This window comes from Flavobacterium johnsoniae UW101 (assembly GCF_000016645.1).
Taxonomy (GTDB): Bacteria; Bacteroidota; Bacteroidia; order Flavobacteriales; family Flavobacteriaceae; genus Flavobacterium; species Flavobacterium johnsoniae.
The window spans coordinates 1409178-1427456 of sequence record NC_009441.1 but is presented as its reverse complement, the minus strand read 5'-3'; the positions used below and the strand labels follow the sequence as shown (position 1 = coordinate 1427456).

Sequence of the window (18279 nt, the reverse complement as noted above, 5' to 3'; positions counted from 1 at the left end):
CATTTGAGCAGGTTTTTTTATTTTAAAGCTATTTTATAAGTGAACACTTATATTTTAAAAAATTAATTTAGAATGAATAAGAATAACTTGCTTTGTTTCGTCTGATACCTTAGATTTGCACAATCGAAAATAATTTTAAACTATTCTAAATCTATTTACAAAAAAAGAATAGTATCAATTTAATTCTGCAAAGACATGATAACAATAGCAAGCCTTATCGTTTTTTTAGCTTTTTACACACTTTATTATACCTCAAAAAGAGCGGTTTTATCGTATGATTTAGGTTTTGAAAAATGGATGAAAAAAAATCCGAAACAAACCAAAATCACTGGATTAGTGCTTCTTGTTTCAGCTTATGCAATCTGGCTTTTTACACAGTCTTTAGGCTGCGGTACTTTGATGTTTTTTATTCAGCTGATGACCATTGGAAGCCTTATTATCATTCTTGCACCATTAAAAAAGGTAAACAGTAAAGCACTTTTGGCACTCTTGGTTATCGCTGCCTTATTAGAACTTTATTACAACTAAATTATAACTGACCAATGCCAGCAAATCCAAAATATTTAAACCCATCTTTTTGGCCTCGTTTTTCTAAAATTACAGCAGCTATATTAGGCGGATACTTCGTTTCAGTAACTTTTCATCTTGCTATAGCTTCATGGTTTAACCGCCCCGAAGTACTAATGACAACAGCCTTTACTGGATTTATACTTTGGGTTGTATTAATGGTTCTTGCATTTTTGGCAAAAAGCGGCTGGAAAATCTGGGGCATTTATATTTTGCTCAGCTTAGTTTTTTTGCTTCTTATTTACCTTGGCCAAACTTATAACACTACCGCATAATCCTTATGAATAACCGTCATTATAATATCTATTTTCACACACATACTGTCAGCGGTATTGTGATCAGCGTTGTGCTTTTTGTAATTTTCTTTGCAGGATCTTTTTCTTTTTTTAGAGATGAAATCATCAATTGGGAAAGAAGTGAATCGACTGCAGTTACCAGAGAAATTAAACTAGATTACAACAAAGCTTTAGAAAATCTTGATAAAAAATACGTTTTACACGGGAGAAAGATAACTATATCAAAACCATCTATAGAAAATAGAGTTGCGGTTTACATGGAAGGTTCCAGAGACACTTTGGCACCTGCCAAACAAAAAGAAGGATCATTCTTTTATTTAGACAACAAAAACTTTAAATCCTATACTTACGAAGAATCTTATTCTTTAGGAGAACTTTTATACCGTTTACACTTTCTGGCACAAATTCCTTATCCGGTTGGCTATTACCTTTCCGGATTTACCGCCTTATTTTTCTTGTTTGCTATTGTAACCGGACTTTTATTGCACTGGAAAAAAATCGTATCTAATTTTTATGTTTTCCGTCCAAAGGAAAAACTAAAAACATTATGGACAGATGCTCATACTGCGCTGGGAATGATAGGACTTCCATTTCAGTTTGTTTATGCCGTAACCGGAGCTTTCTTTATGATTAAACTTTTAATCGTTGCCCCGGCTGTAATGGCATTGTACAAAGGAGATCAGGATAAACTTTACAAAGAATTAGAATACACAGATACCGATTATAAATTTGAGTACAAAAAATTAGCCAATCCGTTCGATGTAGAACAATTGATTAATAAAGCCAAAAGCAATTGGGCAGATTTTGAAATTACACGTGTTGTTATTCAAAACTATGGCGATGTCAATATGCACGTTTTAGTTGAAGGAGAACTGCCGAGCCATAAAAAATTTACCGGAATTGGAAAAGTCGTTTACCGCGTTTCTGACGGAAAGGAAATTGCCCGAAAAAATCCAATTACCCAAAACGGCTATCTTGATGTTGTGAAAAATGTTTTATACAGAATACATTTTGGCGACTATGGCGGTTATGCCTTAAAAATTGTGAGTTTCGTTTTAGGAATTATAACTTGTTTTGTCATCATTTCAGGAGTAATGATTTGGTTAGTAGCAAGACAAAAAAATAATCTGCCTGAAAAGAAAAGACGTTTCAACGCAGCTGTTGTTCGCATTTATCTGGCTATCTGCCTGAGTATGTATCCTATTACCGCTTTAGCATTTATTGGTTCAAAAATATTTTATCCTTTAAGCCAGTCTAACTTATTCCGTTTATATTTTGGCGGATGGTTATTGCTTGCAATATTCTTTATCATCAAAAAGAATGATGCATTTACAAATAGATTCTGCTTAATATCAGGAAGTATTTTAGGATTTTTAATTCCAATTACAAACGGAATTGGTTCTGGACAATGGTTCTGGACTTCATTTATGGAAAATAAAATTCAGATTTTCTTTATTGATGTTTTCTGGATTGTTTTGGCTTCAATAACACTTTATACAGCTTATCATTTAAAGCCTAAAAAAGAAGCCGCGAAAAATTAGCTTAAATAATTTGCCCTCTATTGATTTTGCTTATACTTTTACGGCTTTAATCAAAAAATGGGATTCAAAACGCAAATACGTTTTCTGCATAAATGGCTCGGATTAATTTCCGGGCTTATTGTTTTTATAGTCTGTATTACGGGTTGTATCTTTTGCTTTCATGATGAAATAAAAGACATTACCCGAAAAGAATGGCGTTTGGTTGAACCTCAAAACAAACCTTTTTTAATGCCTTCGGTTTTGCAGGAAAAGGCAAAAGAAATTGTTCCAAAGAATAAAATAAGCATGACGGCGTATTACGGAAAAAACCGTTCGGCTATTGTTTACACCTATTCTGATACTGAGAATTTATATCTGTACTTTAATCCTTATTCCGGTCAATATTTAAAAACAGAAAATCCCGAAACTGACTTTTTCATTATTGTCGAATATATTCACCTGTATTTGCTTCTGCCGGATTATATCGGAAAACATATTATTGGCGGAGCTACTATCATATTTATTCTTTTATTGATTTCGGGAATAATTCAATGGTGGCCAAAACGAAAAAGCGATATTAAAAGAAGTTTCACCGTAAAATGGTCGGCAAAATGGCGTCGTGTAAATTACGACTGGCATAACACGTCAGGATTTTATATTGCGCTTATTGCACTTACTCTTGCCATAACTGGTTTAACTTTTACTTACGAATGGGTTGGTGACGGTATTTACAAAACTTTCAATTTTGGAGGAGATAAAGCCGCAGAAACAAAAATACCTGTTATTGACACAACAAAATTCGAATCAAACTCGATTACCGCAGTCGATCGTGCTTTTATTCAAACCATGAAATTACAGCCAAAAGCCGAAATGTTCTTTGTAATGATTCCGCAGCAAAAAGGCGATATTATAAGTACTGGAGCATATCCGCATACATTGCGTTACGATCATCAAAGCAATTATTATTTTCATCCCAACGACGGAAAATTAATTCAAAGCGATCCGTATCATTCAAAAACTCTCGGTTTACAGGTTGTCGAAATGAATTACGGAATTCACACAGGACAAATTTTAGATCTGCCCGGAAAAATAATTGCATTTACAGTAAGTTTAATTGCTTCGGCTTTACCTGTAACTGGTTTTGTAATTTGGTTTGGAAGAAGAAAAAAATCTAAAAACAAGAAATAAAAAAACCGCCTTAATAAAAGCGGTTTCTTTATAATTGTCGAAATTTATTAATTTCTGTTTGCTAAAGCATTTTTCTGCAAATTTTTAACTGAACTTACTTTGTTATCTACATAAGCAACTTCACTTAAATTGTTTTCATTAAAGTAAATCCATTTTCCGGTTTTCACTCCTTCTGTGTATTCTCCAACAGCTTTTTTATTTCCTTTTTCGTCATAAGATACCCAGACACCATCTAATTTACCATCCTTAAAAAAGCCTTCTTGTTGTACTTTACCATTATCATAATAATAGGTAGCTTTTACTTTGTTTCCAACAGCTTCTAATTCAGGTTTTACTTCTTGTGCAGCTAATATTCCAGAGAACAATACTGCTGCTAAAATTACACTCTTTTTCATATCTTTAGGTATTAATATTAAGAAATCATTATCAAATATAGTTAATTGTTTACATAAAAAAAACTTTTACTTAACAATTTGGTAACATTGAATAAAAACTTAACATTGGAAATTTCCTAAAAACAAAAAAACCAGCGCTCAGGCACTGGTTTTACTGGTATTTTAGTTAAAAACTAAAATTACGATAACGTTATAAATTTCGTAAATAAATTAGTTCAATAAAGTGTTTAACTGATCCTGAAGCTTTGGATCAGAGGGTCTTGTAGCATCAGAACTTACAATGTTGCCATTTGGGTCTAAAAGAATAAATCTTGGAATTCCCATTACACCATAATTGACTACGAATTCAGATTCCCAGTCTTTATCTGCAAATAACTGAACGCCTCCTAATTTTTTATCAGTCACAAACTTTTTCCATTTTTCATTGTCTTTTGCTTTATCAATAGAAATACTCACGAACTCGATGTTTTTTCCGTGATACTTTTCTTCAATTTTTTGCAAATATGGAATCTCTGCTCTGCAAGGCGCGCACCAGGTTGCCCAAAGATCAATATAAACGTATTTTCCTTTTAGATCTGAAAGTTTTGTTTTTCCTCCTTTAAAGTTTTCGTAATCAAATTGAGGAGAAGGTTTTCCAACCATTTTTCTTGCATTTGCAGTTCTTTCATATTCCTGAACTGCATATTGATTAAAACTTTCAAAACTCATTTTTAAAGCAGTTTTAAATTCCGGATCAAGATCACTTTTTTCCAGATTCTCAAAATCAGTTTTTTTCTTGTTTTCTAAAAGCGATGTAAATTCAGCTGCTTCTTTAGCAAATGCTTCATTCTGAAATTTTTCATCTTTTAAAGATTGCTGTGCAAGGAAATTACTTTCGTTTACACCTTTACCTTTATAAACAATTGTTTCATCAAATTCTTTGGCATTCATCGTTAAATTAACTTCAGAATCTGGTTTTAAGTAAATGTTTGAAGATTCAGTTCCGTCAGAAAACATATAAAATCCTTTTGGAGCTTCAAAAGTTGCAGCAAAAATTCCCTTTTTGTCAATTGGAATAACTTGTTTAAAATTATTTCTTCCTTTAATAACTAAAGTATCGCTGTTTCTATTATCGATTTTAGCTGTAAATTTTATTTGATTTTTGGCTTGACCTATAACATTCAAAGCACTAAAAATCAACAGACCCGTAACAAAAAGTTTTTTCATACTATTTAAAGTTTGTTTTTAGTGATTCAAATCTAAAGAAATAACAGCTTCGAAATTTCAGAATTAACAAAATATTTAAAATTATACGTATCAAGTTTACCACTTTACTATATTATCTTGAATTTTGTATTTACTTTTGCAGTCTAAAATTGAGATTATGTATAGAAGTCATAATTGCGGCGAATTAAACGCTTCAAATATTAATACCGAAGTTACACTTGCGGGCTGGGTTCAAAAATCACGTGATAAAGGATTTATGAATTGGGTCGATTTACGCGACCGTTATGGAATTACACAACTTATTTTCGACGAAAGTCGTACTGATAAAACTGTTTTTGAATTAGCAAAAACACTTGGACGTGAATTTGTAATTCAGGTAAAAGGAACTGTTATTGAGCGTGAAGCTAAAAACAAAAACATCCCGACTGGTGAAATCGAAATTTTAGTTTCTGAATTAACGATTCTAAACACTGCTTTAACTCCTCCATTTACAATTGAAGATGAAACTGACGGAGGTGAAGATATCAGAATGAAATACCGTTATTTGGATATTCGTAGAAATCCTGTAAAAAACAGTTTATTGTTCCGTCACAAAGTGGCAATGGAAGTTCGTAAATATCTTTCTGATTTAGATTTCTGCGAAGTTGAAACACCTTATTTAATCAAATCAACTCCAGAAGGAGCAAGAGATTTCGTTGTACCAAGCCGTATGAACGAAGGACAATTTTATGCATTACCGCAATCGCCGCAAACTTTCAAACAGCTTTTGATGGTTGGTGGTATGGATAAATATTTCCAAATCGTGAAATGTTTCCGTGACGAAGATTTGCGTGCAGACCGTCAGCCTGAGTTTACTCAGATCGACTGCGAAATGGCATTTGTGGAGCAAGAAGACATTTTGAATGTTTTTGAAGGTTTGACAAGACATTTATTAAAAGAAATTAAAGGTATTGAAGTAGATAAATTCCCAAGAATTACTTACGACTATGCCATGAAAACATACGGAAATGACAAACCGGACATTCGTTTTGGGATGAAATTTGGTGAGTTAAACGAATTTGCGCAGCATAAAGAATTCCCTGTATTTAATGCAGCTGAATTAGTTGTCGGAATTGCTGTTCCAGGAGCAGGAAATTATACTCGTAAAGAAATCGACGGGTTAATTGACTGGGTAAAACGTCCTCAAGTTGGCGCATCTGGAATGGTTTATGTAAAATGCAACGAAGACGGAACATACAAATCATCTGTAGATAAATTCTACGATAATGATGATTTAGCAAAATGGGCAAAAGCTACAGAAGCAAATCCCGGCGACATGATTTTTGTACTTTCTGGTCCGGCAAACAAAACAAGAGCTCAGCTTTCTGCTTTACGTATGGAATTGGCAACTCGTTTAGGATTACGTAACCCAGAGGAATTTGCTCCATTATGGGTTGTAGATTTCCCATTATTAGAGCTTGACGAAGAAAGCGGTCGTTACCACGCAATGCACCACCCGTTTACTTCTCCAAAGCCAGAAGACATGGCATTGTTAGAAACAGAACCAGGAAAAGTTCGTGCAAACGCTTATGATATGGTTTTAAACGGAAACGAAATTGGCGGTGGTTCTATTCGTATTCACGATAAGGCAACGCAGCAATTAATGTTCAAATATTTAGGATTTACCGAAGAAGAAGCAAAAGCGCAATTTGGTTTCTTAATGGATGCTTTCCAGTTTGGAGCACCGCCTCATGGTGGTTTAGCATTTGGTTTAGATAGATTAGTTGCTATTTTAGGAGGTCAGGAAACTATTAGAGATTTTATTGCCTTCCCTAAAAACAATTCCGGACGTGATGTAATGATTGATGCACCTGCTGCAATCGACGATGCTCAATTGAAAGAATTACACATTAAAATTGATTCTATATAAATATTATAGAGTTTAGATACAAAAAAGCGGCTGAAAACATCAGCCGCTTTTCTATTTTGTTTAAAACTGTAAAAATAATCCTAAAACATTCATTTTTGGTTTTATCAAATTCCTACAATTTGCCTTTTTTTATATTCTTACAATTAATGATTCTCAAATATTGGTGTTTTATAAACAAATTGACGCAATAAACCACGTAAAAACACTGTAAATCAATAATTTTTACAAAATTTTAACAGGTATATGTCTTTTGTATGAATTTAAATATTACATTTGTTTTATTATAAATTATTATTACAATTACAATGCGTACAGGTACAGTAAAATTTTTCAATGAATCTAAAGGTTATGGATTCATTACAGACGAAGAAACAGGAAAGGACATCTTCGTTCACGCTTCAGGAATTAACGCGGAAGAATTACGCGAAGGAGACCGTGTAAGCTATGAAGAAGAAGAAGGAAGAAAAGGGAAAGTTGCTGCTAAAGTAGCAGTAATCTAAGAAAAATATAGCAATTTATTTTTTTTGCCTCTGAATGGTTTTAAAAACGTCCCGAAGTATCGGGGCGTTTTTTTTTGCCCAATTCTTAAAAAAATATTAAAAAAACCGAATGTTATTTATAATCAATAAAAATTACATATAAACGCGGTTTCATAGCCTACTTATATCCCCCTTTAGTTTGTGATTTACATCGTTGAAAGTTATCTTTGTGGCTTATTCTTTAAGTAAAAAAGTTAAGCTTATGCAATCTGATCAATACAGTTACATTCCTATCTTAATGCAGTTAATTCTTGCTGTTGGTTTTGTGGTAGGAACAATCATTATTTCTGGAAAATTAGGCCCAAAAAGAAACTCAGAGGTTAAAGATAAAAACTTCGAGTGCGGTATCGAATCTGTTGGTAATGCCCGTATTCCTTTTTCTGTAAAATATTTCCTTGTTGCAATCTTATTTGTGTTGTTTGATGTAGAGGTTATTTTCCTTTACCCATGGGCAGTAAACTTTAAAGATCTTGGTATAGAAGGAATGTTGAAAATGATTGTTTTTATGTCACTTCTTCTTGTAGGTTTCTTTTACATTATCAAAAAGAAAGCATTAGAGTGGGAATAAATTCGATTTTAAATTTTAGATTTCTGATTTTAGATTAAATCCGGAATTAAAATTTAATCTCACCAAATAAAACTGATTTAAAAAAATTGATTTTACTTTTTACGATTTTAAAAAATCTAAAATCTAAAATCAGAAATCTAAAATAAAATGAGCGATTCAAAAGTAAATATGGTGTCTCCTCCAGAAGGTCTTACTGGTGAAGGATTCTTCGCTACAAAACTTAATGATGTTGTAGGTTTGGCACGCGCGAATTCTCTTTGGCCTTTACCATTTGCAACTTCTTGCTGCGGAATTGAGTTTATGGCAACAATGGCAGCACATTACGATTTAGCACGATTTGGTTCTGAGCGTGTGAGTTTCTCTCCTCGTCAGGCAGACATGCTGCTGGTAATGGGAACCATTTCTAAAAAAATGGCGCCAATTTTAAGACAAGTTTACGAACAAATGTCTGAGCCACGCTGGGTAATTGCTGTAGGAGCTTGCGCTTCTTCAGGTGGTGTTTTCGACACTTACTCAGTTTTACAAGGAATTGATAAAGTTATTCCGGTTGACGTTTACGTTCCAGGATGCCCTCCTAGACCAGAGCAGATTGTTGACGGTGTAATGAGACTGCAAGAATTGGTAAAAAGCGAATCTGTTAGACGCAGAAGTTCACCAGAATACCAGGAATTATTAGCTTCCTATAACATTTCATAAGATGGCTTTAGAAAACACCCAGATTCAAAATAAACTTACGGAAACATTTAATAATGATGTTTTCAACTTTCACGAAGAAAGAGATATTTTTACTTTAGAAGCTTCTGCTGATAAAATTACAGCATTGATTCTATTCTTAAAAAACGATTCTGAACTGCAATTTCACTTTTTAACAGATTTATGCGGCATTCACTATCCTGATAACGAATCAGAACGTCAGTTTGCAGTTGTATATCATTTACACAATTGGTTCGAAAACAAACGTATTAGAATCAAAGTTTACCTAAACGGTGAAAAACCAGAGATCAAAACTATTTCAAATATTTTCTTAAGTTCAAACTGGATGGAAAGAGAAACGTATGATTTTTACGGAATCAATTTCGTTGGCCACCCGCAGTTAAAACGTATTTTAAATATGGATGAAATGGTGTCTTTCCCAATGAGAAAAGAATTCCCAATGGAAGACAGCGGAAGAACTGACAAAGACGACAGATTCTTCGGAAGAACAGTATCAAATTGCTAAATAATTCAACATTATAAAATGTCAGAACTATTACTACCACCAGAGCATCGTTATGCTAAAATAATTAAGGAGCGACACAATGAAGACGGAAGCGAGCTTTCAGTTCTGAATTTAGGTCCGACTCACCCTGCGACCCACGGTATTTTTCAAAATATCCTATTGATGGATGGTGAAAGAATTCTAGAAGCTGAACCAACCATTGGTTACATTCACAGAGCTTTCGAAAAAATCGCCGAAAATCGTCCTTTTTATCAAATTACACCTCTTACAGACCGTATGAACTATTGTTCCTCTCCTATTAATAATATGGGATGGTGGATGACATTAGAAAAACTATTAGGTATTGAAGTTCCAAAAAGAGCACAATATTTAAGAGTTATCGTTATGGAGCTGGCTCGTATTACAGACCATATTATCTGTAACTCGATCTTAGGTGTAGATACTGGTGCGTATACAGGTTTCTTGTACGTTTTTCAATTTAGAGAAAAAATCTACGAAATCTACGAAGAAATTTGTGGAGCTCGTTTGACTACAAATATGGGAAGAATTGGTGGTTTTGAAAGAGACTGGTCTCCAGAAGCTTTCAGAAAACTAGACAAATTCCTGGAAGAATTCCCACCTGCCTGGAAAGAATTCGAAAACTTATTCGAAAGAAACAGGATTTTCCTTGACAGAACTGTAAACGTAGGCGGAATTACAGCTGAAAAAGCAATGGCTTACGGATTTACAGGTCCAAACTTACGTGCAGCCGGAGTTGATTACGACGTTCGTGTAGCACATCCTTACTCATCTTACGAAGATTTTGATTTTATTGTTCCTGTTGGAAAATCAGGTGATACTTACGATCGTTTCTGTGTTCGTAATGCTGAAGTTTGGGAAAGTTTAAGCATCATTCGTCAGGCTTTAGAAAAAATGCCAGCCGGAAACGAATACCATGCAGAAGTTCCGGATTATTACCTTCCTCCAAAAGAAGATGTATATAATTCAATGGAATCTTTAATTTATCACTTTAAAATCGTTATGGGAGAAGTTCCTGTTCCGGTTTCAGAAATTTACCATGCTGTTGAAGGAGGAAATGGAGAACTTGGTTTCTACTTAGCTACAGACGGAAGCAGAACTCCATACAGATTACATTTCAGAAGACCTTGTTTTATTTACTATCAGGCATTCCCTGAAATGATCAAAGGAGCATTGCTTTCTGATGCGATTATCATTTTATCAAGTTTAAATGTAATTGCCGGAGAATTAGACGCGTAATAAAGATTGCAGATTTTAGAATACAGATTTGAGATTAACAAATCTAAATCTGAAATCAAAAATCTAAATTAATACAGATTGCAGAATATGGATTTAAAGACAACAGATTAAAATCTAAAATCTTAAATCTAAAATCTAAAATAAAAATGGAACGTAAACATTACAAACAAGAAATAAACATGACTGAGGCATTGATCGCACGTATCAATGAATTGATCAGTCATTATCCGGAAGGCAAACAAAAATCGGCTTTACTGCCTGTTTTGCACGAAGTGCAGGATGCGCATAACAACTGGCTCAGCATTGAATTGCAGGACAAGGTTGCCGAAATTCTTCAGATAAAACCAATTGAGGTTTATGAAGTGGTTACTTTTTATACCATGTTCAACCAAAAACCAATTGGAAAATATATGTTTGAATTCTGCCAGACGTCTTGTTGCTGCTTACGTGGTGCAGAGGATTTAATGGATTATACTTCTGAAAAACTAGGCATTAAAATGGGTGAAACTACTCCAGACGGAATGTTTACCATTGCTGGTGTAGAATGTTTAGGTGCATGCGGATACGCTCCGATGATGCAGCTGGGTGATTTCTACAAAGAAAAACTAACAGAAGAGAAAATCGATCAGATCATTGCTGATTGTAGAGATGATAAAATAATATTACACGATAAATAAGATGTCACAAAAAATATTATTAGATAAAATCAATGTTCCTGGAATTAAAACTTACGAAGTGTATCGCCAAAATGGTGGTTATGCTTCTGTAGAAAAAGCTTTAAAAACACTTACGCCGGACGAAGTTACTGAAGAAGTAAAAAAATCAGGATTACGTGGTCGTGGTGGTGCAGGTTTCCCTGCCGGAATGAAATGGAGCTTTATTGATAAAAAATCAGGAAGACCAAGACATTTAGTTTGTAATGCCGACGAATCTGAACCGGGAACTTTTAAAGACCGATTCTTGATGGAATACATTCCTCACTTGTTGATCGAGGGAATGATTACGTCTAGTTACGCTTTAGGAGCAAACCTTTCGTATATCTACATTCGTGGAGAATATATGTGGGTTTTCAAAATTTTAGAAAGAGCAATCGCCGAGGCTAAAGCTGCAGGCTGGTTAGGAAAAAATATATTAGGTTCAGGTTACGACCTTGAACTTCACGTACACTGTGGTGCCGGAGCTTATATCTGCGGAGAAGAAACTGCACTTATTGAATCTTTGGAAGGTAAAAGAGGAAATCCTCGTATTAAACCGCCTTTCCCAGCGGTTTCAGGACTTTGGGCAAATCCTACAGTGGTAAACAACGTTGAAACAATTGCAACGGTGCCTTGGATTGTAAACAATTCTGGTGACGATTATGCAAAAATTGGTATTGGACGTTCTACAGGAACTAAATTAATTTCTGCTTCTGGACACATTAAAAACCCTGGGGTTTACGAAATTGAATTAGGTTTAAGTGTTGACGAATTCATGAATTCTGATGAATACTTAGGAGGAATGTCTTCAAGCCGTCCATTAAAAGCATTTGTGCCAGGAGGTTCTTCTGTGCCAATTTTACCAGCTGAATTAATTTTCAAAACAGCAAACGGAGAAGATCGTTTAATGACTTACGAATCTTTAAGTGATGGTGGTTTTGCTACCGGATCTATGTTAGGTTCTGGAGGATTTATTGTTTATAACGATACAGCTTGTGTCGTAAGAAACACTTGGAACTTTGCTCGTTTCTACCACCACGAATCTTGCGGACAATGTACACCTTGCCGTGAAGGAACAGGATGGTTAGAAAAAATCTTATGGAGAATCGAAAACGGTCAAGGCCGTGAAGAAGATATCGAATTATTGTGGAGCATTCAAAGCAAAATTGAAGGAAACACAATTTGTCCTCTAGGAGACGCCGCTTCTTGGCCAGTAGCAGCTGCGATTCGTCACTTTAGAGATGAGTTCGAATACCACGTTCGTTTCCCTGAAAAAATCAAAAATAGAGATCACTTTGTTGCTGAACCTTTCTCACAAGTAAAGCATTTAGTAGGCGGTAAAGTAATCGTATAAAAATAAAAAGCAGAAAGTTATAAAGTTCATAATGTTAAAAAGGACAGCAATTCTTTTCAATATTTCGACTTTCAACATTCAAATCATATAGAGATGAAAGTAACGATAGACGGTCAAAGTATAGACGTAGAGCCAGGAACAACAATCCTGCAGGCTGCACGTATGATTGGTGGAGATTTGGTGCCGCCAGCCATGTGCTATTACTCAAAATTAAAAGGCAGCGGTGGAAAATGTCGTTGCTGTTTAGTTGAAGTTTCGAAAGGAAGCGAAGCTGATCCAAGACCAATGCCAAAATTAATGGCATCTTGTGTAACAGGATGTATGGACGGAATGGAAGTAAATAGTAAATCTTCTGCCAGAGTTATGGAAGCCCGTAAGTCTGTAACAGAATTTTTATTAATCAACCACCCATTAGACTGTCCTATTTGTGATCAGGCTGGTGAATGTGATCTTCAAAACCTAAGTTTTGAGCACGGAAACCCAAAATCACGTTACATTGAAGAAAAAAGAACATTTGAACCAGAAGATATTGGTCCAAATATTCAACTGCATATGAACCGTTGTATTTTATGTCAAAGATGTGTACAAGTGGCAGATCAATTGACAGACAACCGAGTTCACGGAGTATTAGATCGTGGAGACCACGCTAATATTTCAACCGGAATTTCTAAAGCAATCGACAATGAGTTTTCTGGAAACATGATTGACGTTTGTCCAGTTGGAGCTTTAACAGACAAAACTTTCCGTTTTAAATCAAGAGTTTGGTTTAACAAACCTTATAACGCACACAGAGAATGTACAACTCCTGGATGCTGCGGTAAAACTACCGTTTGGATGTTTGGAGGAGAAATTCAGCGTGTAACTGGTCGTAAAGACGAGTACCATGAAGTAGAAGAATTTATCTGCAACAGCTGTCGTTTTGATCACAAAGATGTGAATGACTGGGTAATTGAAGGTCCAAGAGAATTTGAAAAAGATTCTGTAATCAACCAAAATAATTACACTCAGAAATTAGAAAAAGTTCAAATCGATACTGAAAAGAACATTCTTTTAGGCCGTGATATTGACCGTAAAAAAATTAGTATGGCATCAATTCCATTAACTAATAAAGATAAAAAATAGTAAGAAATGGAAAGTGCATTTATTATAGAAAAAAGTGTTGTTATTGTTGTCGTTTTTGCGGTAACAATGATTATGGCAATGTATTCTACATGGGCAGAACGTAAAGTTGCTGCTTTCCTTCAGGATCGTGTTGGTCCAAACCGTGCCGGATGGGGAGGTTTATTACAACCGCTTGCCGATGGTATGAAATTATTCTCTAAAGAAGAGTTTTTTCCAAATACACCAAATAGATTTTTATTTGTTGTAGGTCCTGCAATTGCCATGAGTACAGCCTTAATGACAAGTGCTGTAATTCCGTGGGGAGACAGACTTCATCTTTTTGGAAAAGATATTATTCTTCAGGCAACTGATGTTAACATTGCTTTATTATACATTTTTGGAGTTCTTTCTGTAGGTGTTTACGGCATCATGATTGGTGGATGGGCTTCTAACAACAAGTTCTCATTAATGGGAGCTGTTCGTGCGGCTTCTCAAATGGTTTCTTACGAAATTGCAATGGGATTATCTATGATCGCTTTATTAATGATGACAGGAACAATGAGTTTAAAAGTTATTTCTGAGCAGCAAGCCGGAATGAACTGGAACGTTTTCTATCAGCCATTATCTTTCCTAATTTTCTTAATTTGCTCATTTGCAGAAACAAACAGAACTCCGTTTGACTTAGCAGAATGTGAAAACGAATTAATTGGAGGTTACCATACAGAATATTCATCTATGAAAATGGGATTCTATTTATTTGCTGAATATGCGAGTATGTTTATCTCTTCTACTATTATTTCTGTATTGTTCTTTGGAGGATATAACTATCCTGGAATGCAATGGATGGTTGATAATGTAGGTGTAAATACAGCTAACTTATTAGGAATCGCGGTATTGTTTGTAAAAATATGTTTCTTCATATTTTTCTACATGTGGGTGCGTTGGACAATTCCAAGATTTAGATATGACCAGTTAATGAACTTAGGCTGGAGAATTTTAATTCCGCTTTCGATTATTAACATTATGATTACAGGTGCAGTTATATTAAGACACGATATCGCAGCAGCTTTAGGATTCTAAAAAACTGTAATCAGCTTCAAATAAAAAACAAAATAGATTTGAATTTGAACCATCAAATTTTGAATCATAAATTATAATAGTAAAAATGTCAATAGAAACTATATCATTATCGGGTAGAAAAAAAGTGGTCTCTAATAAAGAGATGACTTTTATTGAGCGATTGTATCTTGTGGCGATTGTAAAAGGTTTGGCAATTACGCTTAAACACCTTTTTAGAAAAAAAATTACCATTCATTACCCAGAGCAGGTTCGTGAAATGAGCCCTGTTTATCGCGGACAACACATGTTGAAACGTGATGAACAAGGACGTGAGAACTGTACTGCCTGCGGATTATGTGCTTTATCATGCCCTGCAGAAGCTATCACAATGAAAGCTGCTGAACGTAAAGCAGATGAAAAACATTTATACAGAGAAGAAAAATATGCTGAAATCTATGAGATCAACATGCTTCGTTGTATTTTCTGCGGTTTATGTGAAGAAGCATGCCCGAAAGATGCGATCTATTTGACAACATCTAAAGTATTAGTTCCTGCTAATTATGACAGAGAAGATTTCATTTTTGGAAAAGATAAATTAGTGATGCCTTTAGAAATGGCAATTAAAAATACTCAACTTAATAACGCTAACTAATGATACACATTCCAGATCTTGCAAACGCAACTCCTGTAGGAGTGATATTTTGTATCTTAGCGTTAATTACGGTAATCACCGCTTTCCTGACTATTTTTAGCAGAAACCCTATTCACTCCGCTATTTACTTAGTGATTTGTTTCTTCTCTATTGCTGGTCATTATTTATTATTGAATTCTCAATTTTTAGCAGTCGTACATATTATAGTTTACTCTGGAGCAATCATGATTTTGTTCCTGTTTACGATTATGTTGATGAACCTTAACGAACAAAAAGACGTTCACAGGCCTAGAATTACACGTTTAGGAGCTATTGTATCTTTCTGTTTAATAGTTATTGTTTTAATCGCAATTTTCATCAACTCTAAACCTATTGTAGGTGATTACGATTCAACAGGAGAGGATTTCCAGTCTATTGAAGTATTGGGTAAAATATTATTGAACGAATATATGGTGCCGTTTGAATTTGCTTCAATCTTACTTTTAGTAGCAATGATTGGAACTGTATTATTGTCTAAAAAAGAAAAATTAAATAAGTAATGGGTAATATATTAAATCAAATAGGTATTGAAAATTACATCTTTTTAAGTGTTGTACTTTTTTGTATTGGTGTTTTTGGTGTATTGTACAGACGAAATTCAATTATCGTTTTCATGTCTATCGAAATTATGCTGAATGCAGTAAACCTTTTATTTGTGGCTTTTTCAACTTATCATCAGGATGCACAAGGACAAGTTTTTGTATTCTTCTCGATGGCTGTTGCTGCTGCCGAAGTTGCGGTAGGTTTAGCGATTTTAGTTTCTATTTTCAGAAACATCGGCTCAATTAGTATCGATAATTTAAAAAACTTAAAAGGATAAATAAAAAATGGATACCAATTTAGCTTTACTTTTAGTATTAACTCCTTTTTTAGGATTTTTAATTAATGTTTTCTTTGGGAAAAGCTTAGGAAAAACAGTTTCTGGATTTATCGGAACTGCTGCCGTAGCGATTTCTTTTATAGTTACTCTTGTACTTTTTAATCAAATAACTTCTACCGGAAAAGGAATTGAAGTTACTTTATTTGACTGGATTCAGATTAGTAACTTAACAATCAATCTTGGATTTTTATTAGATCAGTTATCTGTTCTTTGGTTATTGTTCGTAACCGGAATTGGATCTTTGATTCACTTATACTCTATCAGTTACATGCATGATGACGAAAACATGCACAAATTCTTCTCTTACCTGAATTTGTTCGTTTTCTTCATGATCACACTTGTAATTGGAAGCAACTTATTAGTATTATTTATCGGTTGGGAAGGTGTTGGACTTTGCTCTTATTTATTGATCGGGTTCTGGCATAAAAACCAGGATTACAACGATGCGGCAAAAAAGGCTTTCATCATGAACAGAATTGGAGATTTAGGTCTTTTAATCGGAATGTTCATCATCGGTTCAATGTTCTCTACTTTAGATTATGCAACTTTAAAAACAGCAATTGCCGGAGCTGCTAACTTAGATGTTTCATTACTTTCTTTAGCTGCTTTATGTTTGTTTATTGGAGCTTGTGGTAAATCTGCTCAAATTCCGTTATACACTTGGCTGCCAGATGCGATGGCGGGACCAACTCCTGTTTCAGCTTTGATTCACGCTGCAACGATGGTTACAGCTGGTATTTTCATGGTAACAAGATTAAACTTTGTTTTTGATTTAGCTGTTGACGTTCAAACTGTAATTGCAGTTATTGGCGCCATAACTTCTTTAGTTGCTGCTACGATTGGTTTAGTACAAAACGACATCAAAAAAGTATTAGCTTACTCTACAGTTTCTCAATTAGGTTTAATGTTTTTGGCATTAGGATTTGGAGCTTATGAAGTAGCGGTTTTCCACGTAATCACACATGCTTTCTTTAAAGCTTGTTTATTCTTAGGTTCTGGTTCTGTAATTCACGGATTACACGGAGAGCAGGATATGCGTAACATGGGTGGATTGCGTAAAGCAATGCCAATTACGTTTTGGACTATGCTGATTTCTTCATTGGCAATCTCAGGAGTTCCGTTTTTCTCTGGATTCTTTTCAAAAGATGAAATTTTATTGACTGCTTTCCACCACAGTATTCCATTATACGTTGTTGGATCTGTAGCTTCAATCATGACGGCTTTCTATATGTTTAGATTAATGTTCTTAACTTTCTTCAAAGAATTTAGAGGAACTGAAGAGCAAAAACATCATTTACACGAAAGCGGTTCATTAATTACTATTCCGCTTATCATCTTAGCTATTTTAGCAGCTTTTGGCGGATTAATCAGTTTACCTGGAAACAGCTGGTTAAATGAATATCTTGCTCCTCTTTTCACTAAAGCGGCTGGCGAAGAACATCATTTAGGTTCAACAGAATATACTTTAATGGGTGTAGCTGTATTAGGCGGATTGTTAGGTATTTTAATTGCTTACGTTAAATACTTTAAACAAGATAATGTTCCTGAAACAGATGAAAACATTACAGGCTTAACAAAAGTGTTGTATAACAAATATTATGTAGATGAAGCTTACGATGCGATTTTTGTTCGCCCGGTAAATGCATTATCAAGATTCTTTAGAGACTATATTGAAACGGGATTATCGGCAGTTGTTTTTGGATTAGGAAAAGCAGCAAACGAATTAGCGTTTCAGGGTAAAAAACTTCAAACCGGAAGTATCGGATTATATCTTTTCGCTTTCGTTTTAGGTCTTTGCGCCATTGTTTCTTATATATTTTTAGCTCAATAATTTT

The 18279-nt window shown here is 34.5% G+C and carries 20 protein-coding genes; 18 read left to right on the top strand and 2 right to left on the bottom strand.

Annotated elements, in window-relative coordinates; all coding sequences use genetic code 11:
- Nucleotides 1-195: 195 nt before the first annotated feature.
- Genes FJOH_RS06520 through FJOH_RS06505 form a run of 4 tightly spaced genes read left to right on the top strand, consistent with a single transcriptional unit; the run spans nucleotide 196 to nucleotide 3571 of the window.
- Nucleotides 196-528 carry a hypothetical protein gene (locus tag FJOH_RS06520; protein WP_012023335.1) on the top strand — a complete coding sequence of 111 codons (333 nt, stop codon included), beginning with the start codon at nucleotides 196-198 and terminating at the stop codon, nucleotides 526-528.
- Nucleotides 529-542: 14 nt separating this feature from the next.
- Entirely contained in the window at nucleotides 543-842 is a 300-nt protein-coding gene (locus tag FJOH_RS06515; RefSeq protein WP_012023334.1) for a hypothetical protein, read from the top strand.
- 5 nt (nucleotides 843-847) lie between these two features.
- Nucleotides 848-2404 carry a PepSY-associated TM helix domain-containing protein gene (locus tag FJOH_RS06510; RefSeq protein ID WP_012023333.1) on the top strand — a complete coding sequence of 519 codons (1557 nt, stop codon included), beginning with the start codon at nucleotides 848-850 and terminating at the stop codon, nucleotides 2402-2404.
- A gap of 57 nt (nucleotides 2405-2461) precedes the next feature.
- Entirely contained in the window at nucleotides 2462-3571 is a 1110-nt protein-coding gene (locus FJOH_RS06505) for a PepSY-associated TM helix domain-containing protein (protein WP_012023332.1), read from the top strand.
- A gap of 47 nt (nucleotides 3572-3618) precedes the next feature.
- Here the strand turns inward: FJOH_RS06505 and FJOH_RS06500 are convergent, their stop codons facing one another.
- Both FJOH_RS06500 and FJOH_RS06495 read right to left on the bottom strand, forming a co-directional pair.
- Entirely contained in the window at nucleotides 3619-3966 is a 348-nt protein-coding gene (locus tag FJOH_RS06500; RefSeq protein WP_012023331.1) for a toxin-antitoxin system YwqK family antitoxin, read from the bottom strand.
- Nucleotides 3967-4176: 210 nt separating this feature from the next.
- The gene (locus tag FJOH_RS06495; RefSeq protein ID WP_012023330.1) at nucleotides 4177-5172 is read right to left on the bottom strand and encodes a TlpA family protein disulfide reductase; all 996 of its coding nucleotides are present in this window, start codon (nucleotides 5170-5172) and stop codon (nucleotides 4177-4179) included.
- A gap of 157 nt (nucleotides 5173-5329) precedes the next feature.
- Between FJOH_RS06495 and aspS the strand changes: the two genes are divergently transcribed.
- From aspS to nuoL, 14 genes are all read left to right on the top strand, one after another.
- On the top strand, nucleotides 5330-7081 hold the full coding sequence (gene aspS / locus FJOH_RS06490) for an aspartate--tRNA ligase (RefSeq protein ID WP_012023329.1): 1752 nt from the start codon (nucleotides 5330-5332) through the stop codon (nucleotides 7079-7081).
- A gap of 305 nt (nucleotides 7082-7386) precedes the next feature.
- Entirely contained in the window at nucleotides 7387-7581 is a 195-nt protein-coding gene (locus tag FJOH_RS06485; protein WP_007137066.1) for a cold-shock protein, read from the top strand.
- A 241-nt stretch (nucleotides 7582-7822) separates the two neighbouring features.
- Nucleotides 7823-8188 carry an NADH-quinone oxidoreductase subunit A gene (locus tag FJOH_RS06480; protein ID WP_012023328.1) on the top strand — a complete coding sequence of 122 codons (366 nt, stop codon included), beginning with the start codon at nucleotides 7823-7825 and terminating at the stop codon, nucleotides 8186-8188.
- 147 nt (nucleotides 8189-8335) lie between these two features.
- Nucleotides 8336-8884, top strand: coding sequence for an NADH-quinone oxidoreductase subunit B (locus FJOH_RS06475; protein WP_012023327.1), 549 nt, complete (start codon nucleotides 8336-8338; stop codon nucleotides 8882-8884).
- Nucleotide 8885: 1 nt separating this feature from the next.
- Nucleotides 8886-9407 (top strand): NADH-quinone oxidoreductase subunit C, encoded by a 522-nt coding sequence (locus tag FJOH_RS06470; RefSeq protein WP_012023326.1) that lies wholly within the window; start codon nucleotides 8886-8888, stop codon nucleotides 9405-9407.
- Nucleotides 9408-9425: 18 nt separating this feature from the next.
- Entirely contained in the window at nucleotides 9426-10664 is a 1239-nt protein-coding gene (locus tag FJOH_RS06465) for an NADH-quinone oxidoreductase subunit D (protein ID WP_012023325.1), read from the top strand.
- Between the two features lie 146 nt (nucleotides 10665-10810).
- Nucleotides 10811-11341 (top strand): complex I 24 kDa subunit family protein, encoded by a 531-nt coding sequence (locus tag FJOH_RS06460; protein WP_012023324.1) that lies wholly within the window; start codon nucleotides 10811-10813, stop codon nucleotides 11339-11341.
- A 1-nt stretch (nucleotide 11342) separates the two neighbouring features.
- A complete protein-coding gene (gene nuoF, locus FJOH_RS06455) occupies nucleotides 11343-12713 on the top strand; it encodes an NADH-quinone oxidoreductase subunit NuoF (protein WP_012023323.1) in 1371 nt (456 codons plus the stop codon).
- Nucleotides 12714-12806: 93 nt separating this feature from the next.
- Nucleotides 12807-13835, top strand: coding sequence for a 2Fe-2S iron-sulfur cluster-binding protein (locus tag FJOH_RS06450; RefSeq protein WP_012023322.1), 1029 nt, complete (start codon nucleotides 12807-12809; stop codon nucleotides 13833-13835).
- A gap of 6 nt (nucleotides 13836-13841) precedes the next feature.
- Nucleotides 13842-14894, top strand: coding sequence for an NADH-quinone oxidoreductase subunit NuoH (nuoH, locus tag FJOH_RS06445; protein WP_012023321.1), 1053 nt, complete (start codon nucleotides 13842-13844; stop codon nucleotides 14892-14894).
- A gap of 85 nt (nucleotides 14895-14979) precedes the next feature.
- Nucleotides 14980-15525, top strand: coding sequence for a NuoI/complex I 23 kDa subunit family protein (locus FJOH_RS06440; RefSeq protein ID WP_012023320.1), 546 nt, complete (start codon nucleotides 14980-14982; stop codon nucleotides 15523-15525).
- Complete coding sequence (locus FJOH_RS06435) at nucleotides 15525-16064, top strand: NADH-quinone oxidoreductase subunit J family protein (protein ID WP_012023319.1); 540 nt, start codon at nucleotides 15525-15527, stop codon at nucleotides 16062-16064. The genes FJOH_RS06440 and FJOH_RS06435 overlap by 1 nt, the downstream gene beginning before the upstream one ends.
- Nucleotides 16064-16384 carry an NADH-quinone oxidoreductase subunit NuoK gene (gene nuoK, locus FJOH_RS06430; protein ID WP_012023318.1) on the top strand — a complete coding sequence of 107 codons (321 nt, stop codon included), beginning with the start codon at nucleotides 16064-16066 and terminating at the stop codon, nucleotides 16382-16384. The genes FJOH_RS06435 and nuoK overlap by 1 nt, the downstream gene beginning before the upstream one ends.
- A 7-nt stretch (nucleotides 16385-16391) precedes the next feature.
- On the top strand, nucleotides 16392-18275 hold the full coding sequence (gene nuoL / locus FJOH_RS06425; RefSeq protein ID WP_012023317.1) for an NADH-quinone oxidoreductase subunit L: 1884 nt from the start codon (nucleotides 16392-16394) through the stop codon (nucleotides 18273-18275).
- Nucleotides 18276-18279: the final 4 nt, after the last annotated feature.

Excerpts from the sequence above, each read along its gene's own strand:
- FJOH_RS06465 (WP_012023325.1), top strand. The coding sequence starts at position 9,426 with ATGTCAGAACTATTACTACCACCAGAGCATCGTTATGCTAAAATAATT.
- FJOH_RS06485 (WP_007137066.1), top strand. The coding sequence starts at position 7,387 with ATGCGTACAGGTACAGTAAAATTTTTCAATGAATCTAAAGGTTATGGA.
- FJOH_RS06505 (WP_012023332.1), top strand. The coding sequence starts at position 2,462 with ATGGGATTCAAAACGCAAATACGTTTTCTGCATAAATGGCTCGGATTA.
- FJOH_RS06520 (WP_012023335.1), top strand. The coding sequence starts at position 196 with ATGATAACAATAGCAAGCCTTATCGTTTTTTTAGCTTTTTACACACTT.
- FJOH_RS06470 (WP_012023326.1), top strand. The coding sequence starts at position 8,886 with ATGGCTTTAGAAAACACCCAGATTCAAAATAAACTTACGGAAACATTT.
- nuoL (WP_012023317.1), top strand. The coding sequence starts at position 16,392 with ATGGATACCAATTTAGCTTTACTTTTAGTATTAACTCCTTTTTTAGGA.
- FJOH_RS06450 (WP_012023322.1), top strand. The coding sequence starts at position 12,807 with ATGAAAGTAACGATAGACGGTCAAAGTATAGACGTAGAGCCAGGAACA.
- FJOH_RS06475 (WP_012023327.1), top strand. The coding sequence starts at position 8,336 with ATGAGCGATTCAAAAGTAAATATGGTGTCTCCTCCAGAAGGTCTTACT.
- FJOH_RS06500 (WP_012023331.1), bottom strand. The coding sequence starts at position 3,966 with ATGAAAAAGAGTGTAATTTTAGCAGCAGTATTGTTCTCTGGAATATTA.
- FJOH_RS06480 (WP_012023328.1), top strand. The coding sequence starts at position 7,823 with ATGCAATCTGATCAATACAGTTACATTCCTATCTTAATGCAGTTAATT.
- FJOH_RS06460 (WP_012023324.1), top strand. The coding sequence starts at position 10,811 with ATGGAACGTAAACATTACAAACAAGAAATAAACATGACTGAGGCATTG.
- FJOH_RS06435 (WP_012023319.1), top strand. The coding sequence starts at position 15,525 with ATGATACACATTCCAGATCTTGCAAACGCAACTCCTGTAGGAGTGATA.
- nuoF (WP_012023323.1), top strand. The coding sequence starts at position 11,343 with ATGTCACAAAAAATATTATTAGATAAAATCAATGTTCCTGGAATTAAA.
- FJOH_RS06515 (WP_012023334.1), top strand. The coding sequence starts at position 543 with ATGCCAGCAAATCCAAAATATTTAAACCCATCTTTTTGGCCTCGTTTT.
- FJOH_RS06510 (WP_012023333.1), top strand. The coding sequence starts at position 848 with ATGAATAACCGTCATTATAATATCTATTTTCACACACATACTGTCAGC.
- nuoH (WP_012023321.1), top strand. The coding sequence starts at position 13,842 with ATGGAAAGTGCATTTATTATAGAAAAAAGTGTTGTTATTGTTGTCGTT.
- nuoK (WP_012023318.1), top strand. The coding sequence starts at position 16,064 with ATGGGTAATATATTAAATCAAATAGGTATTGAAAATTACATCTTTTTA.
- FJOH_RS06440 (WP_012023320.1), top strand. The coding sequence starts at position 14,980 with ATGTCAATAGAAACTATATCATTATCGGGTAGAAAAAAAGTGGTCTCT.
- aspS (WP_012023329.1), top strand. The coding sequence starts at position 5,330 with ATGTATAGAAGTCATAATTGCGGCGAATTAAACGCTTCAAATATTAAT.
- FJOH_RS06495 (WP_012023330.1), bottom strand. The coding sequence starts at position 5,172 with ATGAAAAAACTTTTTGTTACGGGTCTGTTGATTTTTAGTGCTTTGAAT.